Below are 18,520 nucleotides of genomic sequence, written 5' to 3' on the forward strand. Positions count from 1 at the left end.
AACCAGCGCATTCCGAACCAGGATCATGACCGTCCCGGACGGTCGGAGTGTGCATTCTATCCGACCCGCCGGCTCGGTCAATCAGCGCGGATGCGTTCTGATGTGGAGATGCAGCTCATGTGATCAGCGTTTGCACCACGCGCCGCAGCGCCGCCGGCCGGAACGGCTTGTCGATCGTGGGGTTAGAGGCGCTTTCCAGGAACGCCGATGAACTCGGCGAAAAGGCGCCGCCGGTCATGAAGATCATTTTCGCCGCGAGCTCGGGCGCGATCTTGGCCAGCGCGGCATGAAGCTCGATCCCGGTCATCTGCGGCATCATCAGGTCGGACAGAATCACGTCGAAGCGCGGATCGTCCTTGAGGATCTCCAGCGCGCGCCGCGCCGACTGCACGACCGTGACCTCGTGCTCGACGGACAGAATGCGCTCGACGGCCGAGCAGAGCATCGGTTCGTCGTCGACGACGAGGATACGGCCTTTGCGTTTGGCGCGTTGTTCCGCTGGGATGGCATCGGCCGAGGGCAGCGCCGTCCGCGCCCGCCGGAGCGAGACCCGAAATGTCGTGCCGCGCCCGACCTCGCTTTCGACAACAATGTCGCCGCCATAGCGGATCACGATGCGCTGGCAGATCGCTAGCCCGAGACCGGTTCCGACGCTTGCCGCCTTAGTGGTGAAGAACGGATCGAAGATGCGCGCAAGGACCTGCGGCGGAATCCCGGAGCCGGTGTCGGAGACCTCGACCACGACACGGTCGTTCTGCCCCATGCGAATGGACAATCCGATCCGGTTCTCGGCGGCGCGGCCTTCGGGAATCGCCTGCGCGGCATTGACGATGAGGTTGAGGAATACCTGTCCGAGGCGGGCTTCATTGCCGTGGATCGGCGGGACCTTGACATAGTGCCGGACCACGTTGGCGCGGTGGCGGATTTCGTTGGAGCCCATGCGCAACGCCGATTCCAGCACGCGCTCGATGTCGACGGCCCCTTCCTGTTCATCGTTGGACGCGCGCGAGAACACCTTGAGATCCCGGACGATGTGGGCCACGCGCTCGGCGGCCTCATATGCCTCGCGGAGCGACTGCCGGGCTTCGCGCAGTCCGCTGGCGTCGCCGGACGTTGCGACTGCGGCGTGTTCAACGCCCAGCAGCTCGACCCGCTGCAGCGCGAATTCGAGATTGGCCACGATCACTGCCAGCGGATTGTTGATCTCATGGGCGACGCTCGCCGACAGCATGCCGACGGAGGCCATGCGTTCGGAGATCATGAGCTGCTCGCGCATCTTCTTGCGCTCGGCGCGGGCCCTGGCCTCGCGAAGCTCGCGGTCGATGGCGGGCAGCAGCCGCGCCAAGGCGCCCTTGGGCATGAAATCATTGGCGCCCGCGCGCATGGCTTCGACAGCTGTCTCCTCGCCGATGGTTCCGGAGACGATGATGAACGGCACGTCGAAGCCGCGGTCGCGCACCAGCGCCAGCGCGGCCGGTGCGCTGAACCGCGGCATCGAATAGTCGGAGAACACGATGTCCCAGGCCTGGCGGTCGAGCGCGGTATTCAGGGCCTCCGGTGTGTCGACGCGTTCCGAGTAGAGCTCGTAGCCGCCGCGACTCAGCTCGCGCATCAGCATGGCGGCATCGCGTTCATTGTCTTCGACGATCAACGCTTTGAGCGGTTTCGGCATCGGCAAACTCCAAGGGGGAAGCGAAGGCTTACTGCGCGGGCGGCGCAATGTTGAGAATGAGCCAGTACAGGCCGAGGTACCGCACCGCCTCGGTGAACTCGGCGAAGTCGACGGGCTTGCGCACATAGCTGCTGGTGCCGAGTCGATAGCTTTCGAGAATGTCGCGCTCCTCCGCCGAGGAGGTCAGGATCACCACCGGCAGCAGCCGCGTCCGCTCGTGTTCGCGCAGGCGGCGCAGGACTTCGAGGCCGTCGAGCTTCGGCAGCTTCAGATCGAGCAGGACCAGTTGCGGCAAGGGCTGCACCGCATGGTCGGCGGCCGGCAGCAGATAATCGAGTGCCTCGACCCCGTCGCGCGTCACGGCGACGGCGGATTGCAGATTGTGCTTCTGCAGCGCGCGCAGCGTAAGCGCTTCATCCCTCGGATTGTCCTCCACGAGCAAGATGCGCTTGTCGCGGAACAGATCGGCCCTAAGCTCCATGCCCGGTACTCCACAGGGTGAAGAAGAACGTTGCGCCGCGGCCGATCTCGCTCTTGGCCCAGACGCGGCCGCCATGGCGATGAACGATGCGCTGCACGGTTGCAAGACCGATGCCGGTGCCCTCGAATTCGGACGGCGAATGCAGCCGCTGAAATGCGCCGAACAGTTTTGCGGCATAGGCCATGTCGAAGCCGGCGCCGTTGTCCCGCACGAAATACGCGCGCTCGCGGCCGGCGTGCGTCATGCCGACCTCGATCCGCGCGGCGGCCTGCCTGCCGGTGAACTTCCAGGCGTTGCCGAGCAGGTTTTCCAACAGGCCCCGCAGCAGCCGGGCATCGCCCTCGGCAAAGAGATCATCGGCAATGACAGTCTCGACGTTGCGGCCGGGCGCTGCTCTTCGAAGCTGCGCAAGGATGTTGCGCGCAAGCTCGGCGAGGTCGACCGTCTCGCGGCGCAGCTCGCTGCGTGTCACCCGCGAGAGCGAGAGCAACCCGTCGATCAGTGCGGCCATGTCCTGGGCGGCCTCGCGCACGAAGCGCAGGTGCTGCCTGCCGGCCTCGTCGAGCAGGTCGGCGCAGTCCTCCAGCAGGGCGAGGCTGAAGCCGTCGATGCTGCGCAAGGGCGCGCGCAGGTCGTGGGCGACGGAATAGCTGAACGCTTCCAGCTCGCGGTTGACTGCCTCCGTTGCGGCCTGGGCCTGCTGCAGGCTGGTGTTGGCAGTCGAGAGCATCGCGTTTGCCTCGCGATAGCCGCGCAGCGACATCTCGAATGGCGACAGGCTTTCGGCCAAGAATTCCGCGGCGCGGTCGAGCGGCAGCGATGCGGCCTCCCCAAGGCTTGCCAGCGCTTCGTGATGCAACGTCACAATGTCGAGCACGCCGATCCCGCCGGTCAGCGCCTTGCGGCCGAGTTCATGGGCGTGCAGCCGCGCTTCCTCGTCCGCCTGGATGAGATAGCCGGACAATGTCCCTGCGTAGTCCTTCCGGATGTCCTCCATCACGCCGGCCATGATCAGTCTCCGACGGTCCGGGCAACGACGACGAGCGCGTCGTCGGTGTCCTTGCCGTAGAGCCGCAGGATGTGATCGGCCGCATCCTGCGGATGCCATCCGACCGGCGACACGCTGTTGAAGGTGCTGGCGATCCCGTCGGTTGCGAACACCAGCGTGTCGCCGGGGGCAAGCGCGAGGGTCGCGGCACGCAGCGGCGGCAGCTGATAGCCGACGACTCCACCGCGATGGTGCAGCGATTCCCGCTGCTGTCGCGCGGATCCCGCGCGGTGCAGGGTGGCATCGACATTTCCAACCCCGAGCCAGGTCATTCCGCGGCCGTCGGGTTCGATGCAGGCCAGGCTCAGCACGGCACCGCGGGTTCTTTGCAGGGTCGCGTGGCAATGCGCCATCAGGGCCGTGACCGATTCGCCCAGATGCTCAGCGAGCGTCGCCGCGGCGAGCCGTGAGGCGAGCGCAGCTTCGGAGCCATGGCCGAGGCCGTCGATCACGGCGATCAGGACGCCTCCGGCATGGGTCGCGACGAAATGCAGGTCGCCCGACTCGGTTTCCCCGGCAATGGCGCGCGCGGCAAAGCCCCATTCGATGGGGCAGACAAACGCGCTGGTTCGGGGCGCCGGAATCATCGCTTCCATTTCCGCATCGTCACGATCGTGCCCTGGCCGACCGTCGACATGATCTCGAAATCATCCATCAGACGCCTGGCGCCCGGCAGGCCGAGACCGAGGCTGTTGCCGGTCGAATAGCCGTCGCGCATGGCCCGCTCGATGTCGGGAATGCCCGGACCCTCGTCGCGTGCGACCACGACGATGCCGCGTCGGCCGCCATTGTCGGCCTCGCTCAGGCTGATTTCGCCACGATCGGCGTAGACCACGATGTTTCGCGCGATCTCCGAGATCGCGGTCGCAATGATGGTCAGTTCGCTGCCGGCAAAGCCGATCCTCTGGGCAAGCTCGCGGCCCTTCCGCCGCGCCTCCACGATATCGCTGTCGTGTGCGATGGCGACATGCGTCGCGTCAGCTGCCACGGGATGCCTCGTCGTCAACGCGCTGGCGCAGCCGCGCGCAGCCTTCCTCGAGGTCGAGCGCGGTGGCAATCCCGTCGAGCGTGAGGCCGAGCTGCACCATCGAGAACGCGACTTCCGGCTGGACGCCGACGATCACGGTATCCGCCCCGCGCAGCCGCGTGGTCTGCGCGATGCCCCGCAGCGTGCGGGTCGCGAACGAGTCCAACACGTCGAGCGCGCTGACGTCGATCACGACGCCGATGGAGCGCAGCCGGCCGATCCGCTCCGCGAGTTCGTCCCTGAGCTGGATCAGGTCATTATCGGTCGGATCCGCCTGAAGGCTTGCGATCAGCACGTCGCCCTGCTTGAGAATGGGGATCGCCATGGCTTGCGTCCTCCGGCATCGTGGTGCCTCAGGCCGAGAGGCGTTGCCCCGGCGCTTCGGCCGAGCGGACGACGCGATAGCCGAGCAGGCGTTCGGCCTCCTCGAGCCCGCCCTGCAGATCCGCCGTCGTCGTGATCTTGCCGAGATCGACGCCGAGCGCGACCAGCGCCTGCGCGACATCCGCCGAAAGGCCGGTGATGATCACGGTGCTGCCCATCAGCCGCGCGGCCGCCACCGTCTGGATCAGATGGTTGGCGACCTTGGAATCGACGGCGGCGACGCCGGTGATGTCCATCACCACCATCCTCGCGCGATTGGCGCGGATGGCGCGGAGCAGGCTGTCGGTGAGCTGCTTGGCGCGCAGCGAATCGATCATGCCGATGATCGGAAGAATGAGCAGCCCGTCGCGGACCTGCAGCACCGGCGTCGAGAGCTCGCGGATCGCCTCCTGCTGCTGGCTGATGGTCCGCTCGCGCTCGCTCGTCAGGACGTCGGTGATGATGCCGATGTCGAAGAACGCGACCTTCTTAACAGACATGAAACGCTGGAAGGCGCCGTTTGGATCGTCCGGAAAGCGCTTCATGATGTCGCCGCCGAGCGCACGCAACAGATGATGGAAGGCTCCGAGGAAGGCGCGGGTCTCCAGTCCGTATCGGCTATAGAGCAGGGCCAGCGCCGCTCGTTGGTCGACGTAGGTCTGGTCGTAGACACCGTTCGTCAGCGCGGTCAGATGCTCGCGCTTCCGGCGCTTGGCTTCGGCGAGCGCGTCGCGGCGGCCGAACAGAGCCGGTGCCTCGCCGAGGTCGCGCAGGTAGCGGAAGAAGTCCTCCGTGTAACGATCGCCCTCCTGCGCGATGACACCTTTCAGCGTCGTGATGCGCGAGATATCCTCGGCCGCGAGATCTACGATGATCTTGCGGCGTTCGATATCCGCGTCGTCGAGTGAGAATTGGGAGGATCGGAGAGATTGCTGGTCCAACATGGGTCCTCCAGACACACACAGGCAGCCTCAGCCCCACGAAGATGAGACCAAGCGCTGGTATTCTGTTGCGAGTTTTTGCTGAACGCCACGCTTGTAGACCGAACGCGTCGACGGTACTCGCCGACCGGTTGAGCAACATGATTCGTACTATCGCATTGGTGGCAAAACCGTGTCAACGCGGCTCCGATTCACGCGCACACGGCATGGTGACTGGGAACCGAACAGCGGGAACCAAAATGGAAACGCCGCCCGGAATTGGGCGGCGTTTGGATCCGATGTGTAGAGGAGTATGGCGCCTTCATAGTGCATTCGCGGTGCGTCGTCCATTAGAGACTGCAGCGTTTTCGCAATCGGTTCGCGTGAAGACAACGCGACAACGCAAGAGGGGGCTTAGAGCGGATAAGGTCCGTCGCCGAACGCGCGATCATGATAGCCTTTGCGTCCGATGGTGCGCGCGAGCTCGCTTTCGATATCGTCGCCGCTTCCGAGACGCGCGACCAGCGCGGCAAAGTCGTGACGGGGCTGCCAGCCGAGTTCGCGTCTTGCCCGCGCGTTCACGTAGACGCGATCGATGTTTTCAAACATCCGCCAGCCGCGGGCGGCATATTCGGCTTCATAGGCCGGTACGTGGCGCGCGACGACTCGCGGCGCGTTGTGGCGCAGCTCGTCCATCTCGTCGCGTGCAAACGGCGCGGTGGCGCTGATGATGTATCTGGCAAATCCGCCGCGAGGTTTTTTCTCCGCCGCCAGCAGATGCGCGCTGACCACGTCCTCGATGTCGACGCGCCGGTAGAGAAATTCGTTCGTCTTGGCGTTGGCATCGGCATAGGTGTCGCGAATCGCGCGGTCGTCGTCCTCCTCGGGGAAGAAGCGCGACACCCGCAGTACGGTCGTCGGAAGCGCGTGATTGCGCGCGAAAAGCCGGCAGAGGTCCTCCGCCGCCGCTTTCGTCACGCCGTAGATGTTTTTTGGGACGGGAACGACATCCTCGGTGATCCAGGCGGCCGGTGCGCCCGGCGGCGGGATCAGCGCGTCGCCGAACACGCTGGTCGTGCTGGTGTAGATGAAGGCGGCGACTCCGCGGCGCGCCGCTTCCTCGAGCAGGTTGAGCGTGCCGGTGATGTTGACGTCGATAAAATCCTGGCGGCCATGGGTGGCCACATGCGGCTTGTGCAGCGTCGCGGCATGCAGCACCGTGGCGACGCCGTCCATGCAGTCGCGAACAAAGCCGCGGTCGGTGATCGAGCCGATTCGATGCGTGAACGGGCCTGGCCGGATGTCGGTTCCGATCACATCGCGCCGCGCGGCCGCAAGCGTGCGGACCAGCGCTTCGCCGAGATGACCGGAGCTGCCGGTCACCAGAACAGTCATGTCAAAGCCTCGCTATGCCGCGTGGCGAACCTAATGGGTCTGGCCCGTGCAGCAAGGCACGGAACGGCGTGGCAGTCATGCCCTTTGCAGCAGATTAGGGCGCCGGGATCGACAGCAGGCTCGAAATGGTGCGACCGCGGATGTCGTACACGCGCGCGAACACCACGTCGTCCCGCTTGATCTCGACCATCACGGGCGCGTTGAGGCCCTTGCAATAGAACTCGCCGAGCGTCATGGCGAAATCGGCGGCATGACTGTCCCAGCCGATGGCGAAATCGGGGCCGAGCGCGACCTGTGCCGGGCGCTGCGGACCGCAGACGGCGACTTTCCACTTGCGTCCCTCGGGCGGCACTTCCTGCCGTTCCACCAGTTGCTCGCGCAGCCCGTCGGAGGCCTGTTTCAGCGCAAGCCCCCAATAGTCCAGCATGAAGCGGTCGTCGGCCTCGCGCACGGTCCCGGCGATATAGTTGAAATGGGTGTATTGATAGGGATGCAGCCGGATCATCTCGGCGAGCGGCAGCGCAAGTCCGAACACGAATGCCGTGAGCGCGACCGGCTGCCAGCTGACGCGGTTGTCCTTCAGCCAGTTCATTCCCTTGGCGAAGGCGATGCCGCCCAAAACGGTCATCGGGGGAATGACGAAAATGAAATGCCGGATGCCGTTGTAGAGCGCGGGCCGCTTCACGATCGCAATCGCGATCGGCAGCGTCGCGGCGAGCACCAGCATCAGCAGCACGGTCTTGCGGTGCGCCGGCACTTCGGCGCGGGACAGCGCCAGCAGGGCCACGACGAGCCCTGCAATCAACAGCCCCAGCAGCACCTCGGGGAGCTGAAGCGCGAACAGCGTCGGCAGATAGGACCATGGCATGTCCGGCACGGAGACCAGCGCGCCGTCGAACATTTCCTTCCAGGGCTTTTCGAAGAAATGCGAGAAGTAGGTGACCGCGGTGAACGGATTGCCTACCCTGATGATCGACCACGGCCAGATCAGACCCATCACGAGGTAGCCGAGGATCAGGCCGGGCAGCAGCACGAACAGGACATGGACGAAGCGGCGGACGGCTTCGCGGCGCCCTTGCGTGCGGACGTCATCGAGCCACAGCGGCACGAAGCCGGCCAGCGCATAGATCAGCGCCAGTCCGCCGAGCACCCGCGAGCCGATCGAGAGCCCGGCGCCCAGGCCGACGATCAGGATCGTGCGCGGTGAGGGGTGGGGATATTCCTCGGCCAGCCGCGCCAGGCCCAGCATCAGGACGATCATCGCAACCGCGAATGGTGCATCCTTGGGGTTCATGAACATGTGCCCGTAATAGATCGGGCACAGCGCCAGCAGCAGCAGCGCGGCCAGGCCGGCAAGCGGTCCGCCGACGCGGCGCGCGAGCCGCCAGGTCACCGCAAGGCCGATCACGCCGACAATGGCCCCGACCAGCCGCCTGGTCTCGAACAGTTCGAGCGGGATCAGCTTGTGCAGCAGCGCTGCGGCCATGTCGAAGCCGCCGCCATACATGTACAGATTGGCAAAGGAGAGCGCCGCTGTGTCCTTGAACCCGGAACCGTACATCCGCAGCAGCAGGTCGGCATATTCGGCGTGGGTGTAGTCGTCCCAGCCGAGTCCATAGTCGCGAAATGTCAGGCCCGCGACCAGGCTGACGAGCGCCAACACAAAAAACGCAAAATCGTCACAAGTTTGTTCCATCGATCGCCGCGTGGGCGTCTCGATGACCGAAGTCGTAATGGAAGACATGGCGATTGGTAACCCGGCGTCCCTCTTTGGCTCAGTTCCGCGCTCTCGAGCCTCTATTCCCCAAGATGCATATAACGCATATACCCGCGCAAGTAATTGGAATTTGGCCTGAATCAATGGTTGCGGCGCAAACAGGCGGGCGACCTGCGTGACGATCTATGCTGTCCGTGACAATTATTATTGTTTACCTGAACAATTGCTGACTGGATATCCGTAGCTATTCCCCCGAGGGGCAATTGTCGGTTGGCGCCGTGTCAACTATGACGGTATCGTGGCGGGGAGGCGGCTCGCAGGCGCGCGGGCTGCCCAACGAGCGGGTTTCATGATGAGTGCCATGTTGATCGCCGGAATTGGGGCCATTGTGGCCGGCCTGGTGGCGGTCGCCTACGGTTTTTCGCTGAAGGAATTCAGTTTCGGCAACACCATGATCTTCATTGGGGCCATGGGCGCATGCACCGGCATGGTCATGATCGGCCTTTCCATGGTGGTCGGGGAGCTCAAGAACATCGCGCGCCGGTTGCCGCCCCGCTCGCCCGCGGAACCTCGGACCGGAACCGGTGCAAGACCGGTTCTGCCACCGCCGAGCGCCGCTCTGGCGCGCGCGCCGGAAGGGGGTTTTCTGTTCAGCAGGGATGAGCCGGCAGCGGCCGAAACCGACGAGATCGAGCCTGTGGCGCCGCCGATTCCGCAAATGCCACCGCTCCCGCCCATGCCGCCGATTCCACCGGTCCCGTCGATCCCTTCGCCTATCCCTTGGCAGGACGAGAACGGTGCGCGTGAGCGGGCACGGCCGGCCCTCGCGCCGATCAGCGAGCCGGCCGCGGAGGCCGTGCCGGCGCCCTCGCCAAAGTCGCCACGCAACCCGCTGTTCTCTTCGCGCAGGGAACGCGATCGCTTGCCGCCGCGTCCATCGGAGGCCGCGGTCGCCGAGCCGGTGCGCGCTCCGTCGGCCGAAATCGGCAAACTCCAGCCGTCCCCCTTCGACGACGCCTGGCCGCGCGCGGAGCGGCCACAACTAAGGCGGAGCGGCCGGGCGGCCCCGGCGTTCAAGGAGGCCCTGGCAGCCGATCAGCCGACGGTCGTGAAATCCGGCGCCGTCGACGGCATGGCCTATTCGCTGTTTTCCGACGGTTCGATCGAGGCGCAGATGCCCGAGGGCATGATGCGCTTTGGTTCAATCGAGGAACTGCGGGCGCATCTCGAACAGCGTTCTTGAAGCGCGCTTTGGGTGAATTGACCGCAAGCTTCACTTGAAGTGCGTAACCGTCGTAACCTAAGTTATCGGCGTTAGCCAAAACGTACTCAGTTCATATTCTAGAAGTGGTTGAAGCGTGCCGGACGCATCCGTGTCATCGCAAGCCAAAGTGTAAGTTTGGGGTTTGTCTTAGACTTTGGGCCAGCGAGACGGCATTCGCGCAAAGCCATTATTAGGATAAGGTTCAGTTCATGACCGAAACCGCCGGCAAGAATTTCATTGATCTGACCGCGAACATCGTCTCGGCCTATCTCAGCAACAATCCCACGCCGGCGTCGGAAATTCCGAACCTGATCAGCCAGGTGCATTCAGCGCTGCTCAGGGTCTCGAGCGGTCGTACCGAGCTGCCGCTGGAGCCGGCAAAACCTGCGGTTGCCGTGAAAAAATCGATCGCGCCGGACTATCTGGTTTGTCTCGAGGACGGCAAGCGCTTCAAGTCGCTGAAACGCCACTTGCGCACCCAGTACAACATGACCCCGGAGCAGTATCGGGAGAAGTGGGGACTGCCCGCCGATTACCCGATGGTGGCGCCGAACTATGCCGTGGCGCGCTCGCAGCTCGCCAAAAAGATGGGCCTCGGCCAGCAGCGCAAGGGACGGAAGTAGCGCCCCCGCAATGACGGCTGCTTGTTGCCCCGTTCGTCAACGCGGGTAGACGGCTCCCATCCCCTTTATCCCTGAGGAGCGGCGCCTTCGCCGCGTCTCGAAGGATGAGGCCAAGGTCGGGCCTCATGGTTCGAGATAGCGCGCATGCGCGCCTCCTCACCACGAGGGTTTAATAGCGCAGTAGCACTAGAGGAGTGTCAGGAGGCTGCGGCAAGGGTGGCGCGGGCATCGGCGCGGATCCGCTCAATCATCGCGCGCAGGCCATTGGAGCGCTGCGGCGTCAAATGCTCGCGAAAGCCGAATTCGTCGAAGATCGCCGCGGCATCGGTGCCCAGGATCTCGCGCGGCGTGCGGCCCGACAAAAGCGTCAGCAGGATTGCGATCAGCCCGCGCACGATATGGGCGTCACTGTCGCCACGATAGTTCAGGATCGGTTCCTCCCCCGCCTCGCGATCGATTCGGCGCGACAGCCACACCTGGCTGACACAGCCCTGCACCTTGTTCTCGGCCGAGTGTTCCTCCTCGGGCATGGGCGCAAGCGTGCGCCCGAGCTCGATGACGTACCGGTAACGGTCGTCCCAGTCCTCCAGCAGTGCAAAATTGTCCCTGATGTCGTCGATCGTCATGGGTGTTTGGCAAGCCTGTGATGGTGCGGTCCGGCCCTGGATCAGCATGTCCGATTGGAACCGCTTCAGGCCGGCGACGCAAGGTTCCAACTCCATCCCTTATATGGGATGGGAGGTCGCCGAAAGCGAGAAAACTGTCCTTAGATAGACCCTCGAAGGTCAGGGCGCCGCGCGCCAGTCCGCGAGCAGGTCGTTCGGCGTCAGCGTATCCTGGGACGCCATATCGATCAGCGCCGGATCGCTTTCCTCGCCGCCGATCGAGCCCGTATGGTCGGGCGCCTTCTTGTCGGCCTCAGCGGGCTTCTTCTCGGGGTCGGATGATTTCCTGTCGGGCTCGGCAGGCTTCATCATCTGATAGATCTTGCGCGCCCCCTCCTGGGCGCGCGCCCCGATCACGGTCGCGGCCTGGCCACCGACCTCGCAGGCTGACGGCTGGCGCTTGCAGAACTGGCTCATGTCGGACATGGCGGCGGTCGCGGCCTGCACCGCTTCCTGCGCGCTGATCTGCGGCAGTTTTTGCGATTCGGCGTTCTTGTCGCGCGGCAGCAGCACGAGAACCAGCCCGAGCCAGAATGCCATGCGGAGCAGGAACCACATCACGCAACCCCGTCGTCAACTCACATACGTCTTGTCGCGCTTCCGACGCATCTCGACGCCTCACCCACCCAACTTCTCTCGATAGATCGCAAGTGATTGAAGCAGGCTTAATTCGCGTGGTGTTTGCGAAAAAATCGCCGCGCGCATCCTTTGAACTTCGAAGCGCGTGCCATGTTCCAAGGCTCGCGCGCACGAATGAACGCGCGGCGTTCACCGACGCTGTGCCGTCGCCCACGCCGTCCACCTTTTGGAAACCATGAGCGGCGCGTTAAACCGGTCATTCACCATTTTCGTTAAATGGCGCGGTCGCGATCCGTCAAATTGTCGGCAAAAGCGTGGGGCCAACGAACCCCGCGCGGTGCCTTAGCGTTCATTTAATTCCGCTCTGACACGGTGGGCCACGACAAGGAGGCGTTCCGGAGCGTCTGATCGACGAACAAACCGGGCGCGAGAACCGTGATTGTGTTGAATATCGTTCGTGACTGCCTCGATGCCCTGCTGCATCCGTCCGCGCGCCATGACGCGCTGACGCGGGCGCGCCATCGCGCCTTCATGGCGCCGCGCCTGCTCGGCAGCCTGGCGGCGTTTGCGGCTTTCCCAGGCTATCTTGCGATCCGCGGTGCGCCGAGTGCGCTGGAGGTTTTGGCCTTCGCCTGGTTGATCGCACCGATTCTGTTGTCATGGTTTTTGTCGCGCACCGGGCGCTACGAAGGCGCCTATGTGCTGTCCTCGCTCGCACTGGCCGGTCTCGTCACCGCGGTTGCGATTTCGACCGGCGGCATCGAATCGTTCGCCGCGATCTGGCTCGTCGTCGTGCCGCTGGAAGCCTCGCTGTCGGCCTCGCGGCGCGTCGTGGCGTTCGCAGCAGTACTGGCACTCTCCTGCGTCGCCGCGCTGATCCTGCTCGGACATCTTTCGCTTCTGCCCGCGGCGCCAACCGGCGCGTCGATGCGAACCACGCTGCTGGCGTTTGGCGCGCTGTCCGCCACTCTCTATGCCGCTGGCCTGGCGTTCGCCTCGGACTCGCTCGCGCGCATCGGCGTCGACCTGCTGACGCGTGAGGAGGAGCGTTACCGTCTTCTGACCCGCAACATGAGCGACGTGATCTCGCGCCACGGCCGCAACGGCGCGGTGCAGTTCATCTCGCCCGCGGCGGAAGCACTGCTCGGCGTGCCGGCGGCGCGCCTCACCGGACACGGGCTGTTCGAGCGCGTTCACGTCGCCGACCGTCCGGCCTATCTCACCGCGCTGTCTGATGCCGGACGCGGCGGCGAAGCATGCAGCGTCGAATTCCGCGTCACGCGGGGCGAGGGCGGCCGGGCCGACTTCATCTGGGTCGAGATGCGCTGCCGCCCGCTCGATCAGGCGTCGCGTCCGGCTACGGCCGGCGAGGCGGAGGTGGTCGCCGTGATGCGCGACGTGACCGAGCGCAAGGTCCAGGAGCAGGCGCTCGAACTCGCCCGCGGCGCGGCCGAGCGGGCGGACGCCGCAAAGACGCGGTTCCTCGCCACCATGAGCCATGAACTGCGCACGCCGCTCAATGCCATCATCGGTTTCTCCGAAATGATCATCAGAGAGCACGACTTGATGCTCGACGCGGCGCGGCGCAAGGAATACGCCCAGCTGATCAATGATTCCGGCCAGCATCTGCTGTCGGTCGTCAACGGCATTCTCGACATGTCGAAAATGGAATCCGGCAATTTCGAAATCATGCCCGAGCCCTTCGCGCCGCGCGCGGCGCTGATCAGTTGCTGCAACCTGCTGGCGTTGAAGGCGAGGGAAAACGGCATCGACCTCGTGGTCAACGCCGCGCCGGATCTTCCCGAGATCACGGGCGATTCGCGCGCTTTCAAGCAGATCATGCTGAATCTCGTGTCGAACGCGATCAAGTTTACCGAGCGTGGCGGCAAGGTCACGGTTGCAGCACTAGTCGACGATGCAAAACTCGTGCTCGCTGTCACCGACACCGGCGTCGGCATCGCGGCCGACGATCTGAAGCGCATCGGCGATCCGTTCTTCCAGGCCGGCACGACCTATCAGCGGCGGCACGAGGGCACCGGGCTCGGGCTGTCGATCGTCAAGAGCCTGGTCGCCTTGCATGGCGGGGAACTGAACGTTCAGAGCAAGGTTGACGAGGGGACCACCGTCACCGTGGTGCTGCCGCGCGCTTTCTCCAAGGCCAGCGCCGAATACCAAAACAATGTTGCAATGCTGACCCCCTCCGTGCGATCTGCCAAGCAGGAGCCGTCCTCGCAGGTGAAGAAAAGTGCCTAGACGACCGACCAACGATGATGATGATGACGAGACGCCCCGTCGCCGCAACCGGCCGGCAGCCGCCGGAGCAGCGCCGGAGGCCAAGCGCGGTCTTGCGATGCGTCTGTTCCTGCGCAGTCCGAAGGACGTCGTCGCAGGCGTGCTGGCTTGCGCGGCGATCACCGCGATCGTGACCAACGCGCTGTTCCTTCAGGCCGGACCGCATCCGGCGCCGATGTTCGGATCGTTTGTCATATCGAGCGCAAACAGTGCCGCCATCGCCAATCTCCTGCCGCGACCGCGGCCGGCCGAGGCAGACGGTGCCGAACCGAAGCTCGCGGACCCAAGGCCGGCCGAACCCAAACTGGCCGAGCCGAAGAGCGCCGATCAGCTGGCCAATCTGGTGCGGTCGTCGACCACGGGAAGCGTTTCCTCTGGAAACGCGACGCGGCCGCCCGCGTCGATTCCTGTTTCGCCCCATGGCGACACCGGGCAGGTCACGGGCTCGCGCCGCGTGGCGGCGGTGCAGCGCGCCCTGACCGAATATGGCTACGGGCAGCTGAAGCCGACCGGGACGATCGGTGTCGACACCCAGGCGGCGATTCAGAAATTCGAGCGCGAGCGCAAGCTGCCGGTCACCGGGCAGATCTCGGAGCGCATGGTCCGCGAACTCGCGTCGGTCATCGGCCATTCGGTCGACTGACGCTTGCAGGCTGATTTTCGTAGTGAAGCGTGGCGGCAAGTGCCGGCCGCCACTGGCGCGCAGTTCAGCGGCGGCCTATCGTCTCCATCCATGCGATTGAAAACCAACATCTGGGTCGCGGCCTATCTGCGGCGTTGTCAGGGTGCGGGCATCTTTGGCGCAGTGCGCCGCCGCGGGGCCGAGGAGGCGGGCGCTGTCTTCGTCAAGGTCGCGCTGCTGGACGGCAGCGCCATGCTGTTCGCGCCGGCGCCGCAGACCGTCTATGACGACGCGAGGCCCGTCGACCGCTTGTTTGTTCCCATTTCGCCGCAACCGGTGCCCGAAGCCACCGTCGAAGAGCGCCTCGCCAAGGAAATCCGCTTCGATCCCGACGCCTGGATCATTGAGACCGAGGACAAGGAGGGACGTTACTTTCTCGAACTCGCGCGCTCCTGAAGGTCAGCACGCGGACCGTCGATTATCTGCGCGAGCCATCGGTGCCGGTTCGCGCGACGGTGGCCGCGCCGGGCTGCACCTCGGAGCGCACGGGCAGCGCCGCGCCACGCGCGCGCTGGCGTTCGTCGTCGTACAGCATCGGGCGATGTTTTGCACGGCTTGTGGCCATCACCGAACCGCGCCAGGCCGCCAGCATGATCAGCGCGGAGCGTTCGCTCAAGTTGTCGTAGAGCCGCGACAGGCGATACACGGTCTGAACCGACGAACCCATCTCCGGCTTGAGGAACAGCAGGATGCGCTGGAACACCGCGCTCGGCATGCCGAGCGCACGCGCCGCGCAGGCCAGCGGCTCGCCGCCGGCATCATCGACCACCTGTGCCGCCATGCGCGCCGGCAGGATCAGGCTCTCGCCGAGTTCGATCGCAAAACTTTCGACGTCGGAGGCGAAGGCCGCCATCTCCAGCGTCTCGATGGCGCGTGCAGCGCGTGTCTCGGGAATACGCGGCGATGGTTTGAGCGGTGTTTCGCCGAGATTGTGCAGGATGGCCGCCCGTTCCCGCCCGTTCGCGCGAAAGAACATGTCGTGGATCTCGGCCGCGTCCTTCGGCTGCATCGCCAGCGTCGATTGCATCGAGGGCTGCGTGTCCGCCGGTTCGGTGCCCGCTGAAGGCGGCCTGGCCGGCACGTCGCGCACGAGCGAGGCGGGTTCGTCGGACCCGGAGGGCCTCAGCCCGAGCTGTTCGAGAATTAAGACCGGCGCGCCGGGATAGATCGCAAGTCGTGCCCGCACCGCGGCGCGCGTCGCGTCGTCGACCTGATCGATCAGGCGGGTGGCGAGCTCCACGAACTGCCGTTCCTCGTCGCTCGAATGCGCGCCGGCCTGGACATACAGGTCGGTCAGGACGCGCAGCAATGTGGGCCTGATGTCGACGCCCTCGCGACGCGACAGCGTCATCAACCCGTCGAAGCCTGGAAAACGCGGAGATGTGCTCATGTCATGCTTACGCGCGTCACCTGATGTCGCGAAAAGCTACAGGAGGGGCTTTAACAGTGCGTTAAGGAAAACAATTCGTGAAGAATTTCGCGCTGACTTGAGCGAGCGACCGTTCTGCAACGCCGCGCTCGCAAATTCGTCCCCGATGCCGGCTGGGGCCGCGGCTTAAGACCCCATTAACCATCTGCTGATCTTAATGAAAGCCGCCGCAAGTCGCACCTTAATGGTCATCGGCGGTTAGGGGTTCCCGCTGACGATTTGGGAACGATGGAATGCACGCGGTACTGGAATTTTTTGATCGCGCAGACCTCTTTGATTTCGAAGTTCGGTTGAGGGGCGAGGCGAGGAGTTCACACTTCGAACGGGGCAACAGAGCTGACATGGCGACCATCATCGAATTCCCGACGGAAGCGGCATCGCGGCGGCTCGGTCTAACCCTCGATGGCACGCACACCGGAACTATCCTGATCCTGCCGGTCGTGCGCATCGAGCGCGATCATGATGGAAAGAGCGGCGATCGCGGTCCGGAAGAGGGCAAGAGCCAGGGCCGGCCGCGGCGCCGGCGCTAGCCAAAAACGGCAAAGTGAAAATGCCGGAGACGTGCAACTCGATCCGGTGTTCGTCATCGGTCTCCTCATCAGTTTTCGTGCTCGTGCTGGGCAGCCTGCTGCTTGGCGGCTGCAGCGGCGGCGATTTCGGTCGCACCCGCGCGGACTTCCGCAACGACGACATGCACCGCTGGATCGGCGGCGAAGCGACCGCGAGCATCGGCCTTGCCCCATCGCAGTTTCAGCTCACCGACAATGAGCGCCAGCTCCGCGATCTCGCCTATCCCCTGATCGAGCCGCCGCTGTCGCGGCCGGCGTGGAAGGCGGTGTTCGGCGACTACCAACGCATTGCCCCGCCGTGGCGGCAGAACGTGGCCTTCGACCGAACGGCCTATGGCCGCGCCCTGATCGACGAGCCGCACCGCTCGCATTCCTCGCGCTATCAGCAGCTGATCGACGACGTACGCGACGACATCACGCGCTTCGAGCAGTTTTACGCGGCGGCGGTCCGCGTCATCGATCTCGACCGCAAGCGCAATGCGACGCTTCCGCATGTTTCAGAACTGTCGCCGCGCGAGCGCGCCGATGCTGTCGCGCGCATGCAGGAAAACATCCTGATCGTGCAGTGGGTGCAGCAATGCCTGCAGCAGCGCGTTGCCTCCTACCGCTGGGCGCTTGAGCGCCTGGTGCTGCAGGCGCCCGACAACATCGCCGCCGACGCCGACCGCCTGATCGGCGAACTGGCGGCGCAAACCGCAAACCCGCCGGTCGCGGTCCGGCCGGTGATCGAGCAGCCGACGGTTACGAAGGGCTGAACCCGTCATGCCCGCGCTTGTCGCGGCCATCTACGTCTTGCTTTCGTGCCTTAGGCGAAGACGTGGATGGCCGGGACAAGCCCGGCCATGACGACGGAGAGACTACCCACCGCCCAAATACAGCCGCTTGACGATGTCGTTGGCCTTGAGCTCGTCGACCGAGCCGGCGGCGACCGCGATCTCGCCATGCACGATGATGTAGCCGCGGTCGGCGATGCGGATCGCCTGGTTGAAGTTCTGCTCGGCCATCAGCACCGTCAGGCCAAAGCCCTTCTTCAGTTCGCCGATCTTTGAGATCGTCTGCGACACAAGGAGCGGCGAGAGGCCGACCGACGGCTCGTCGATGAGCAAAAGGCGCGGCGACGACATCAGCGCACGCGCGATGGCGAGCATCTGCTGCTGGCCGCCCGACATGGTGCCGGCGAGCTGGTTCTCGCGCTCCTTCAGAACGGGAAAAGTGTCGAAAGCCTGGGCGAGGTTGCGCTTGATGGCGCCGCGCGCCGCCCGGCGGAAGGCGCCGAGCGTCAGGTTCTCCTTCACCGTCAGTTTTGGAAACAGCCGTCGCCCTTCGGGCACCAGCGCGACGCCGAGATCGACCACCTCCTCGGCGGACAGCCGCGTCAGGTCGTGCGATCGTCCATCGACGACCAGGGACATGCGGCCGCGCTTTGGACGCACCAGCCCCATGATGCACTTCATCAGCGTGCTCTTGCCGTTGCCGTTGGTGCCGAGCAGGGCGACGGTCTCGCCGGCCTTGACGTCGAGCGTGACGCCGCGCAGCGCCTTGACCGCGCCATAGCCAGCATCGAGGCCCTCGATGGTGAGGCTAAGTGCCAAGATAGGCCTCCTGCACGCGGGCATTGGCCATCACCTCGGCGGGCGCGCCGATCGCGATGATGCGCCCGGCATCGAGGCACATCACGCGCTCGGAAAACCGCATCACCGCCTGCATGATGTGCTCGATCATGATGATGGCAATGTCCTCGCCGGCAAGGCTGAGCAACAGATCGAGAACCTCGTCGACCTCGGCGCTGGAGAG

Annotated in this window: 20 protein-coding genes and 1 pseudogene; 7 read left to right on the top strand and 14 right to left on the bottom strand. The window is 64.8% G+C overall.

The genetic code is table 11. From position 1 onward, the window contains the following. Positions 1 to 115 precede the first annotated feature (115 nt). The 9 genes from JOZ76_RS27685 to JOZ76_RS27725 form a co-directional block, all read right to left on the bottom strand. On the bottom strand, positions 116 to 1,672 hold the full coding sequence (locus JOZ76_RS27685) for a hybrid sensor histidine kinase/response regulator (RefSeq protein ID WP_291704079.1): 1,557 nt from the start codon (positions 1,670 to 1,672) through the stop codon (positions 116 to 118). Positions 1,673 to 1,700: 28 nt separating this feature from the next. Next, positions 1,701 to 2,153, bottom strand: a complete 453-nt coding sequence (locus JOZ76_RS27690) for a response regulator (RefSeq protein ID WP_291704081.1) — start codon at positions 2,151 to 2,153, stop codon at positions 1,701 to 1,703. After that, entirely contained in the window at positions 2,143 to 3,162 is a 1,020-nt protein-coding gene (locus JOZ76_RS27695) for a sensor histidine kinase (RefSeq protein WP_291704083.1), read from the bottom strand. The genes JOZ76_RS27690 and JOZ76_RS27695 overlap by 11 nt, the downstream gene beginning before the upstream one ends. Before the next feature lie 2 nt (positions 3,163 to 3,164). Further along, a complete protein-coding gene (locus tag JOZ76_RS27700; protein ID WP_291704085.1) occupies positions 3,165 to 3,797 on the bottom strand; it encodes a SpoIIE family protein phosphatase in 633 nt (210 codons plus the stop codon). Continuing rightward, positions 3,785 to 4,189, bottom strand: a complete 405-nt coding sequence (locus JOZ76_RS27705) for an anti-sigma regulatory factor (RefSeq protein ID WP_291704087.1) — start codon at positions 4,187 to 4,189, stop codon at positions 3,785 to 3,787. Before JOZ76_RS27705 ends, JOZ76_RS27700 begins: the two co-directional genes overlap by 13 nt. Beyond that, entirely contained in the window at positions 4,179 to 4,553 is a 375-nt protein-coding gene (locus tag JOZ76_RS27710; RefSeq protein ID WP_291704089.1) for an STAS domain-containing protein, read from the bottom strand. Before JOZ76_RS27710 ends, JOZ76_RS27705 begins: the two co-directional genes overlap by 11 nt. A gap of 28 nt (positions 4,554 to 4,581) precedes the next feature. Further along, positions 4,582 to 5,535 carry a protoglobin domain-containing protein gene (locus JOZ76_RS27715; protein ID WP_291704090.1) on the bottom strand — a complete coding sequence of 318 codons (954 nt, stop codon included), beginning with the start codon at positions 5,533 to 5,535 and terminating at the stop codon, positions 4,582 to 4,584. Positions 5,536 to 5,925: 390 nt separating this feature from the next. Continuing rightward, positions 5,926 to 6,906 carry an NAD-dependent epimerase/dehydratase family protein gene (locus JOZ76_RS27720; RefSeq protein ID WP_291704092.1) on the bottom strand — a complete coding sequence of 327 codons (981 nt, stop codon included), beginning with the start codon at positions 6,904 to 6,906 and terminating at the stop codon, positions 5,926 to 5,928. Between the two features lie 94 nt (positions 6,907 to 7,000). Beyond that, positions 7,001 to 8,650, bottom strand: a complete 1,650-nt coding sequence (locus tag JOZ76_RS27725; RefSeq protein ID WP_291704094.1) for a glycosyltransferase family 39 protein — start codon at positions 8,648 to 8,650, stop codon at positions 7,001 to 7,003. A gap of 322 nt (positions 8,651 to 8,972) precedes the next feature. Between JOZ76_RS27725 and JOZ76_RS27730 the strand changes: the two genes are divergently transcribed. Further along, a complete protein-coding gene (locus JOZ76_RS27730) occupies positions 8,973 to 9,866 on the top strand; it encodes a DUF308 domain-containing protein (RefSeq protein ID WP_291704096.1) in 894 nt (297 codons plus the stop codon). A gap of 230 nt (positions 9,867 to 10,096) precedes the next feature. After that, positions 10,097 to 10,510 (top strand): MucR family transcriptional regulator, encoded by a 414-nt coding sequence (locus JOZ76_RS27735; protein WP_291704097.1) that lies wholly within the window; start codon positions 10,097 to 10,099, stop codon positions 10,508 to 10,510. 197 nt (positions 10,511 to 10,707) lie between these two features. Here the strand turns inward: JOZ76_RS27735 and JOZ76_RS27740 are convergent, their stop codons facing one another. Together JOZ76_RS27740 and JOZ76_RS27745 are read right to left on the bottom strand one after the other, a co-directional pair. Continuing rightward, the gene (locus JOZ76_RS27740; protein ID WP_291704098.1) at positions 10,708 to 11,136 is read right to left on the bottom strand and encodes a SufE family protein; all 429 of its coding nucleotides are present in this window, start codon (positions 11,134 to 11,136) and stop codon (positions 10,708 to 10,710) included. A 159-nt stretch (positions 11,137 to 11,295) separates the two neighbouring features. Continuing rightward, positions 11,296 to 11,733 carry a DUF5330 domain-containing protein gene (locus tag JOZ76_RS27745; protein WP_291704100.1) on the bottom strand — a complete coding sequence of 146 codons (438 nt, stop codon included), beginning with the start codon at positions 11,731 to 11,733 and terminating at the stop codon, positions 11,296 to 11,298. A gap of 456 nt (positions 11,734 to 12,189) precedes the next feature. On the opposite strand from JOZ76_RS27745, the gene JOZ76_RS27750 reads away from it, so the two are divergent. The 3 genes from JOZ76_RS27750 (at position 12,190) to JOZ76_RS27760 (ending at position 15,124) form a co-directional block, all read left to right on the top strand. Beyond that, entirely contained in the window at positions 12,190 to 14,007 is a 1,818-nt protein-coding gene (locus JOZ76_RS27750) for a PAS domain-containing sensor histidine kinase (RefSeq protein ID WP_291704102.1), read from the top strand. Continuing rightward, entirely contained in the window at positions 14,000 to 14,689 is a 690-nt protein-coding gene (locus JOZ76_RS27755; RefSeq protein ID WP_291704104.1) for a peptidoglycan-binding domain-containing protein, read from the top strand. Before JOZ76_RS27750 ends, JOZ76_RS27755 begins: the two co-directional genes overlap by 8 nt. A gap of 90 nt (positions 14,690 to 14,779) precedes the next feature. Next, positions 14,780 to 15,124 carry a DUF1491 family protein gene (locus JOZ76_RS27760; RefSeq protein WP_291704106.1) on the top strand — a complete coding sequence of 115 codons (345 nt, stop codon included), beginning with the start codon at positions 14,780 to 14,782 and terminating at the stop codon, positions 15,122 to 15,124. Between the two features lie 22 nt (positions 15,125 to 15,146). On the opposite strand, the gene JOZ76_RS27765 is transcribed toward JOZ76_RS27760, so the two are convergent. After that, a complete protein-coding gene (locus JOZ76_RS27765) occupies positions 15,147 to 16,118 on the bottom strand; it encodes a DUF2336 domain-containing protein (protein ID WP_291704108.1) in 972 nt (323 codons plus the stop codon). A 380-nt stretch (positions 16,119 to 16,498) separates the two neighbouring features. On the opposite strand from JOZ76_RS27765, the gene JOZ76_RS27770 reads away from it, so the two are divergent. Then, positions 16,499 to 16,687 (top strand): hypothetical protein, encoded by a 189-nt coding sequence (locus JOZ76_RS27770; RefSeq protein WP_291704110.1) that lies wholly within the window; start codon positions 16,499 to 16,501, stop codon positions 16,685 to 16,687. A 20-nt stretch (positions 16,688 to 16,707) separates the two neighbouring features. After that, on the top strand, positions 16,708 to 17,481 hold the full coding sequence (locus tag JOZ76_RS27775; protein ID WP_291704112.1) for a hypothetical protein: 774 nt from the start codon (positions 16,708 to 16,710) through the stop codon (positions 17,479 to 17,481). A gap of 102 nt (positions 17,482 to 17,583) precedes the next feature. Here the strand turns inward: JOZ76_RS27775 and JOZ76_RS27780 are convergent, their stop codons facing one another. Next, positions 17,584 to 18,318, bottom strand: a complete 735-nt coding sequence (locus JOZ76_RS27780; RefSeq protein ID WP_441300113.1) for an ABC transporter ATP-binding protein — start codon at positions 18,316 to 18,318, stop codon at positions 17,584 to 17,586. Continuing rightward, positions 18,308 to 18,520: pseudogene (locus tag JOZ76_RS27785) on the bottom strand (ABC transporter ATP-binding protein); the annotation flags it as partial. The gene JOZ76_RS27780 and the pseudogene JOZ76_RS27785, both read right to left, overlap by 11 nt.

This window comes from Bradyrhizobium sp. (assembly GCF_019244115.1).
Taxonomy (GTDB): Bacteria; Pseudomonadota; Alphaproteobacteria; order Rhizobiales; family Xanthobacteraceae; genus Bradyrhizobium.

What these genes read in the sequence shown, in the direction of transcription:
- JOZ76_RS27735 (WP_291704097.1), top strand. Translation starts at nt 10,097, where the DNA reads ATGACCGAAACCGCCGGCAAGAATTTCATTGATCTGACCGCGAACATC.
- JOZ76_RS27730 (WP_291704096.1), top strand. Translation starts at nt 8,973, where the DNA reads ATGATGAGTGCCATGTTGATCGCCGGAATTGGGGCCATTGTGGCCGGC.
- JOZ76_RS27710 (WP_291704089.1), bottom strand. Translation starts at nt 4,553, where the DNA reads ATGGCGATCCCCATTCTCAAGCAGGGCGACGTGCTGATCGCAAGCCTT.
- JOZ76_RS27770 (WP_291704110.1), top strand. Translation starts at nt 16,499, where the DNA reads ATGGCGACCATCATCGAATTCCCGACGGAAGCGGCATCGCGGCGGCTC.
- JOZ76_RS27700 (WP_291704085.1), bottom strand. Translation starts at nt 3,797, where the DNA reads ATGGAAGCGATGATTCCGGCGCCCCGAACCAGCGCGTTTGTCTGCCCC.
- JOZ76_RS27695 (WP_291704083.1), bottom strand. Translation starts at nt 3,162, where the DNA reads ATGGCCGGCGTGATGGAGGACATCCGGAAGGACTACGCAGGGACATTG.
- JOZ76_RS27775 (WP_291704112.1), top strand. Translation starts at nt 16,708, where the DNA reads ATGCCGGAGACGTGCAACTCGATCCGGTGTTCGTCATCGGTCTCCTCA.
- JOZ76_RS27740 (WP_291704098.1), bottom strand. Translation starts at nt 11,136, where the DNA reads ATGACGATCGACGACATCAGGGACAATTTTGCACTGCTGGAGGACTGG.
- JOZ76_RS27725 (WP_291704094.1), bottom strand. Translation starts at nt 8,650, where the DNA reads ATGTCTTCCATTACGACTTCGGTCATCGAGACGCCCACGCGGCGATCG.
- JOZ76_RS27720 (WP_291704092.1), bottom strand. Translation starts at nt 6,906, where the DNA reads ATGACTGTTCTGGTGACCGGCAGCTCCGGTCATCTCGGCGAAGCGCTG.
- JOZ76_RS27715 (WP_291704090.1), bottom strand. Translation starts at nt 5,535, where the DNA reads ATGTTGGACCAGCAATCTCTCCGATCCTCCCAATTCTCACTCGACGAC.
- JOZ76_RS27685 (WP_291704079.1), bottom strand. Translation starts at nt 1,672, where the DNA reads ATGCCGAAACCGCTCAAAGCGTTGATCGTCGAAGACAATGAACGCGAT.
- JOZ76_RS27745 (WP_291704100.1), bottom strand. Translation starts at nt 11,733, where the DNA reads ATGTGGTTCCTGCTCCGCATGGCATTCTGGCTCGGGCTGGTTCTCGTG.
- JOZ76_RS27760 (WP_291704106.1), top strand. Translation starts at nt 14,780, where the DNA reads ATGCGATTGAAAACCAACATCTGGGTCGCGGCCTATCTGCGGCGTTGT.
- JOZ76_RS27765 (WP_291704108.1), bottom strand. Translation starts at nt 16,118, where the DNA reads ATGAGCACATCTCCGCGTTTTCCAGGCTTCGACGGGTTGATGACGCTG.
- JOZ76_RS27690 (WP_291704081.1), bottom strand. Translation starts at nt 2,153, where the DNA reads ATGGAGCTTAGGGCCGATCTGTTCCGCGACAAGCGCATCTTGCTCGTG.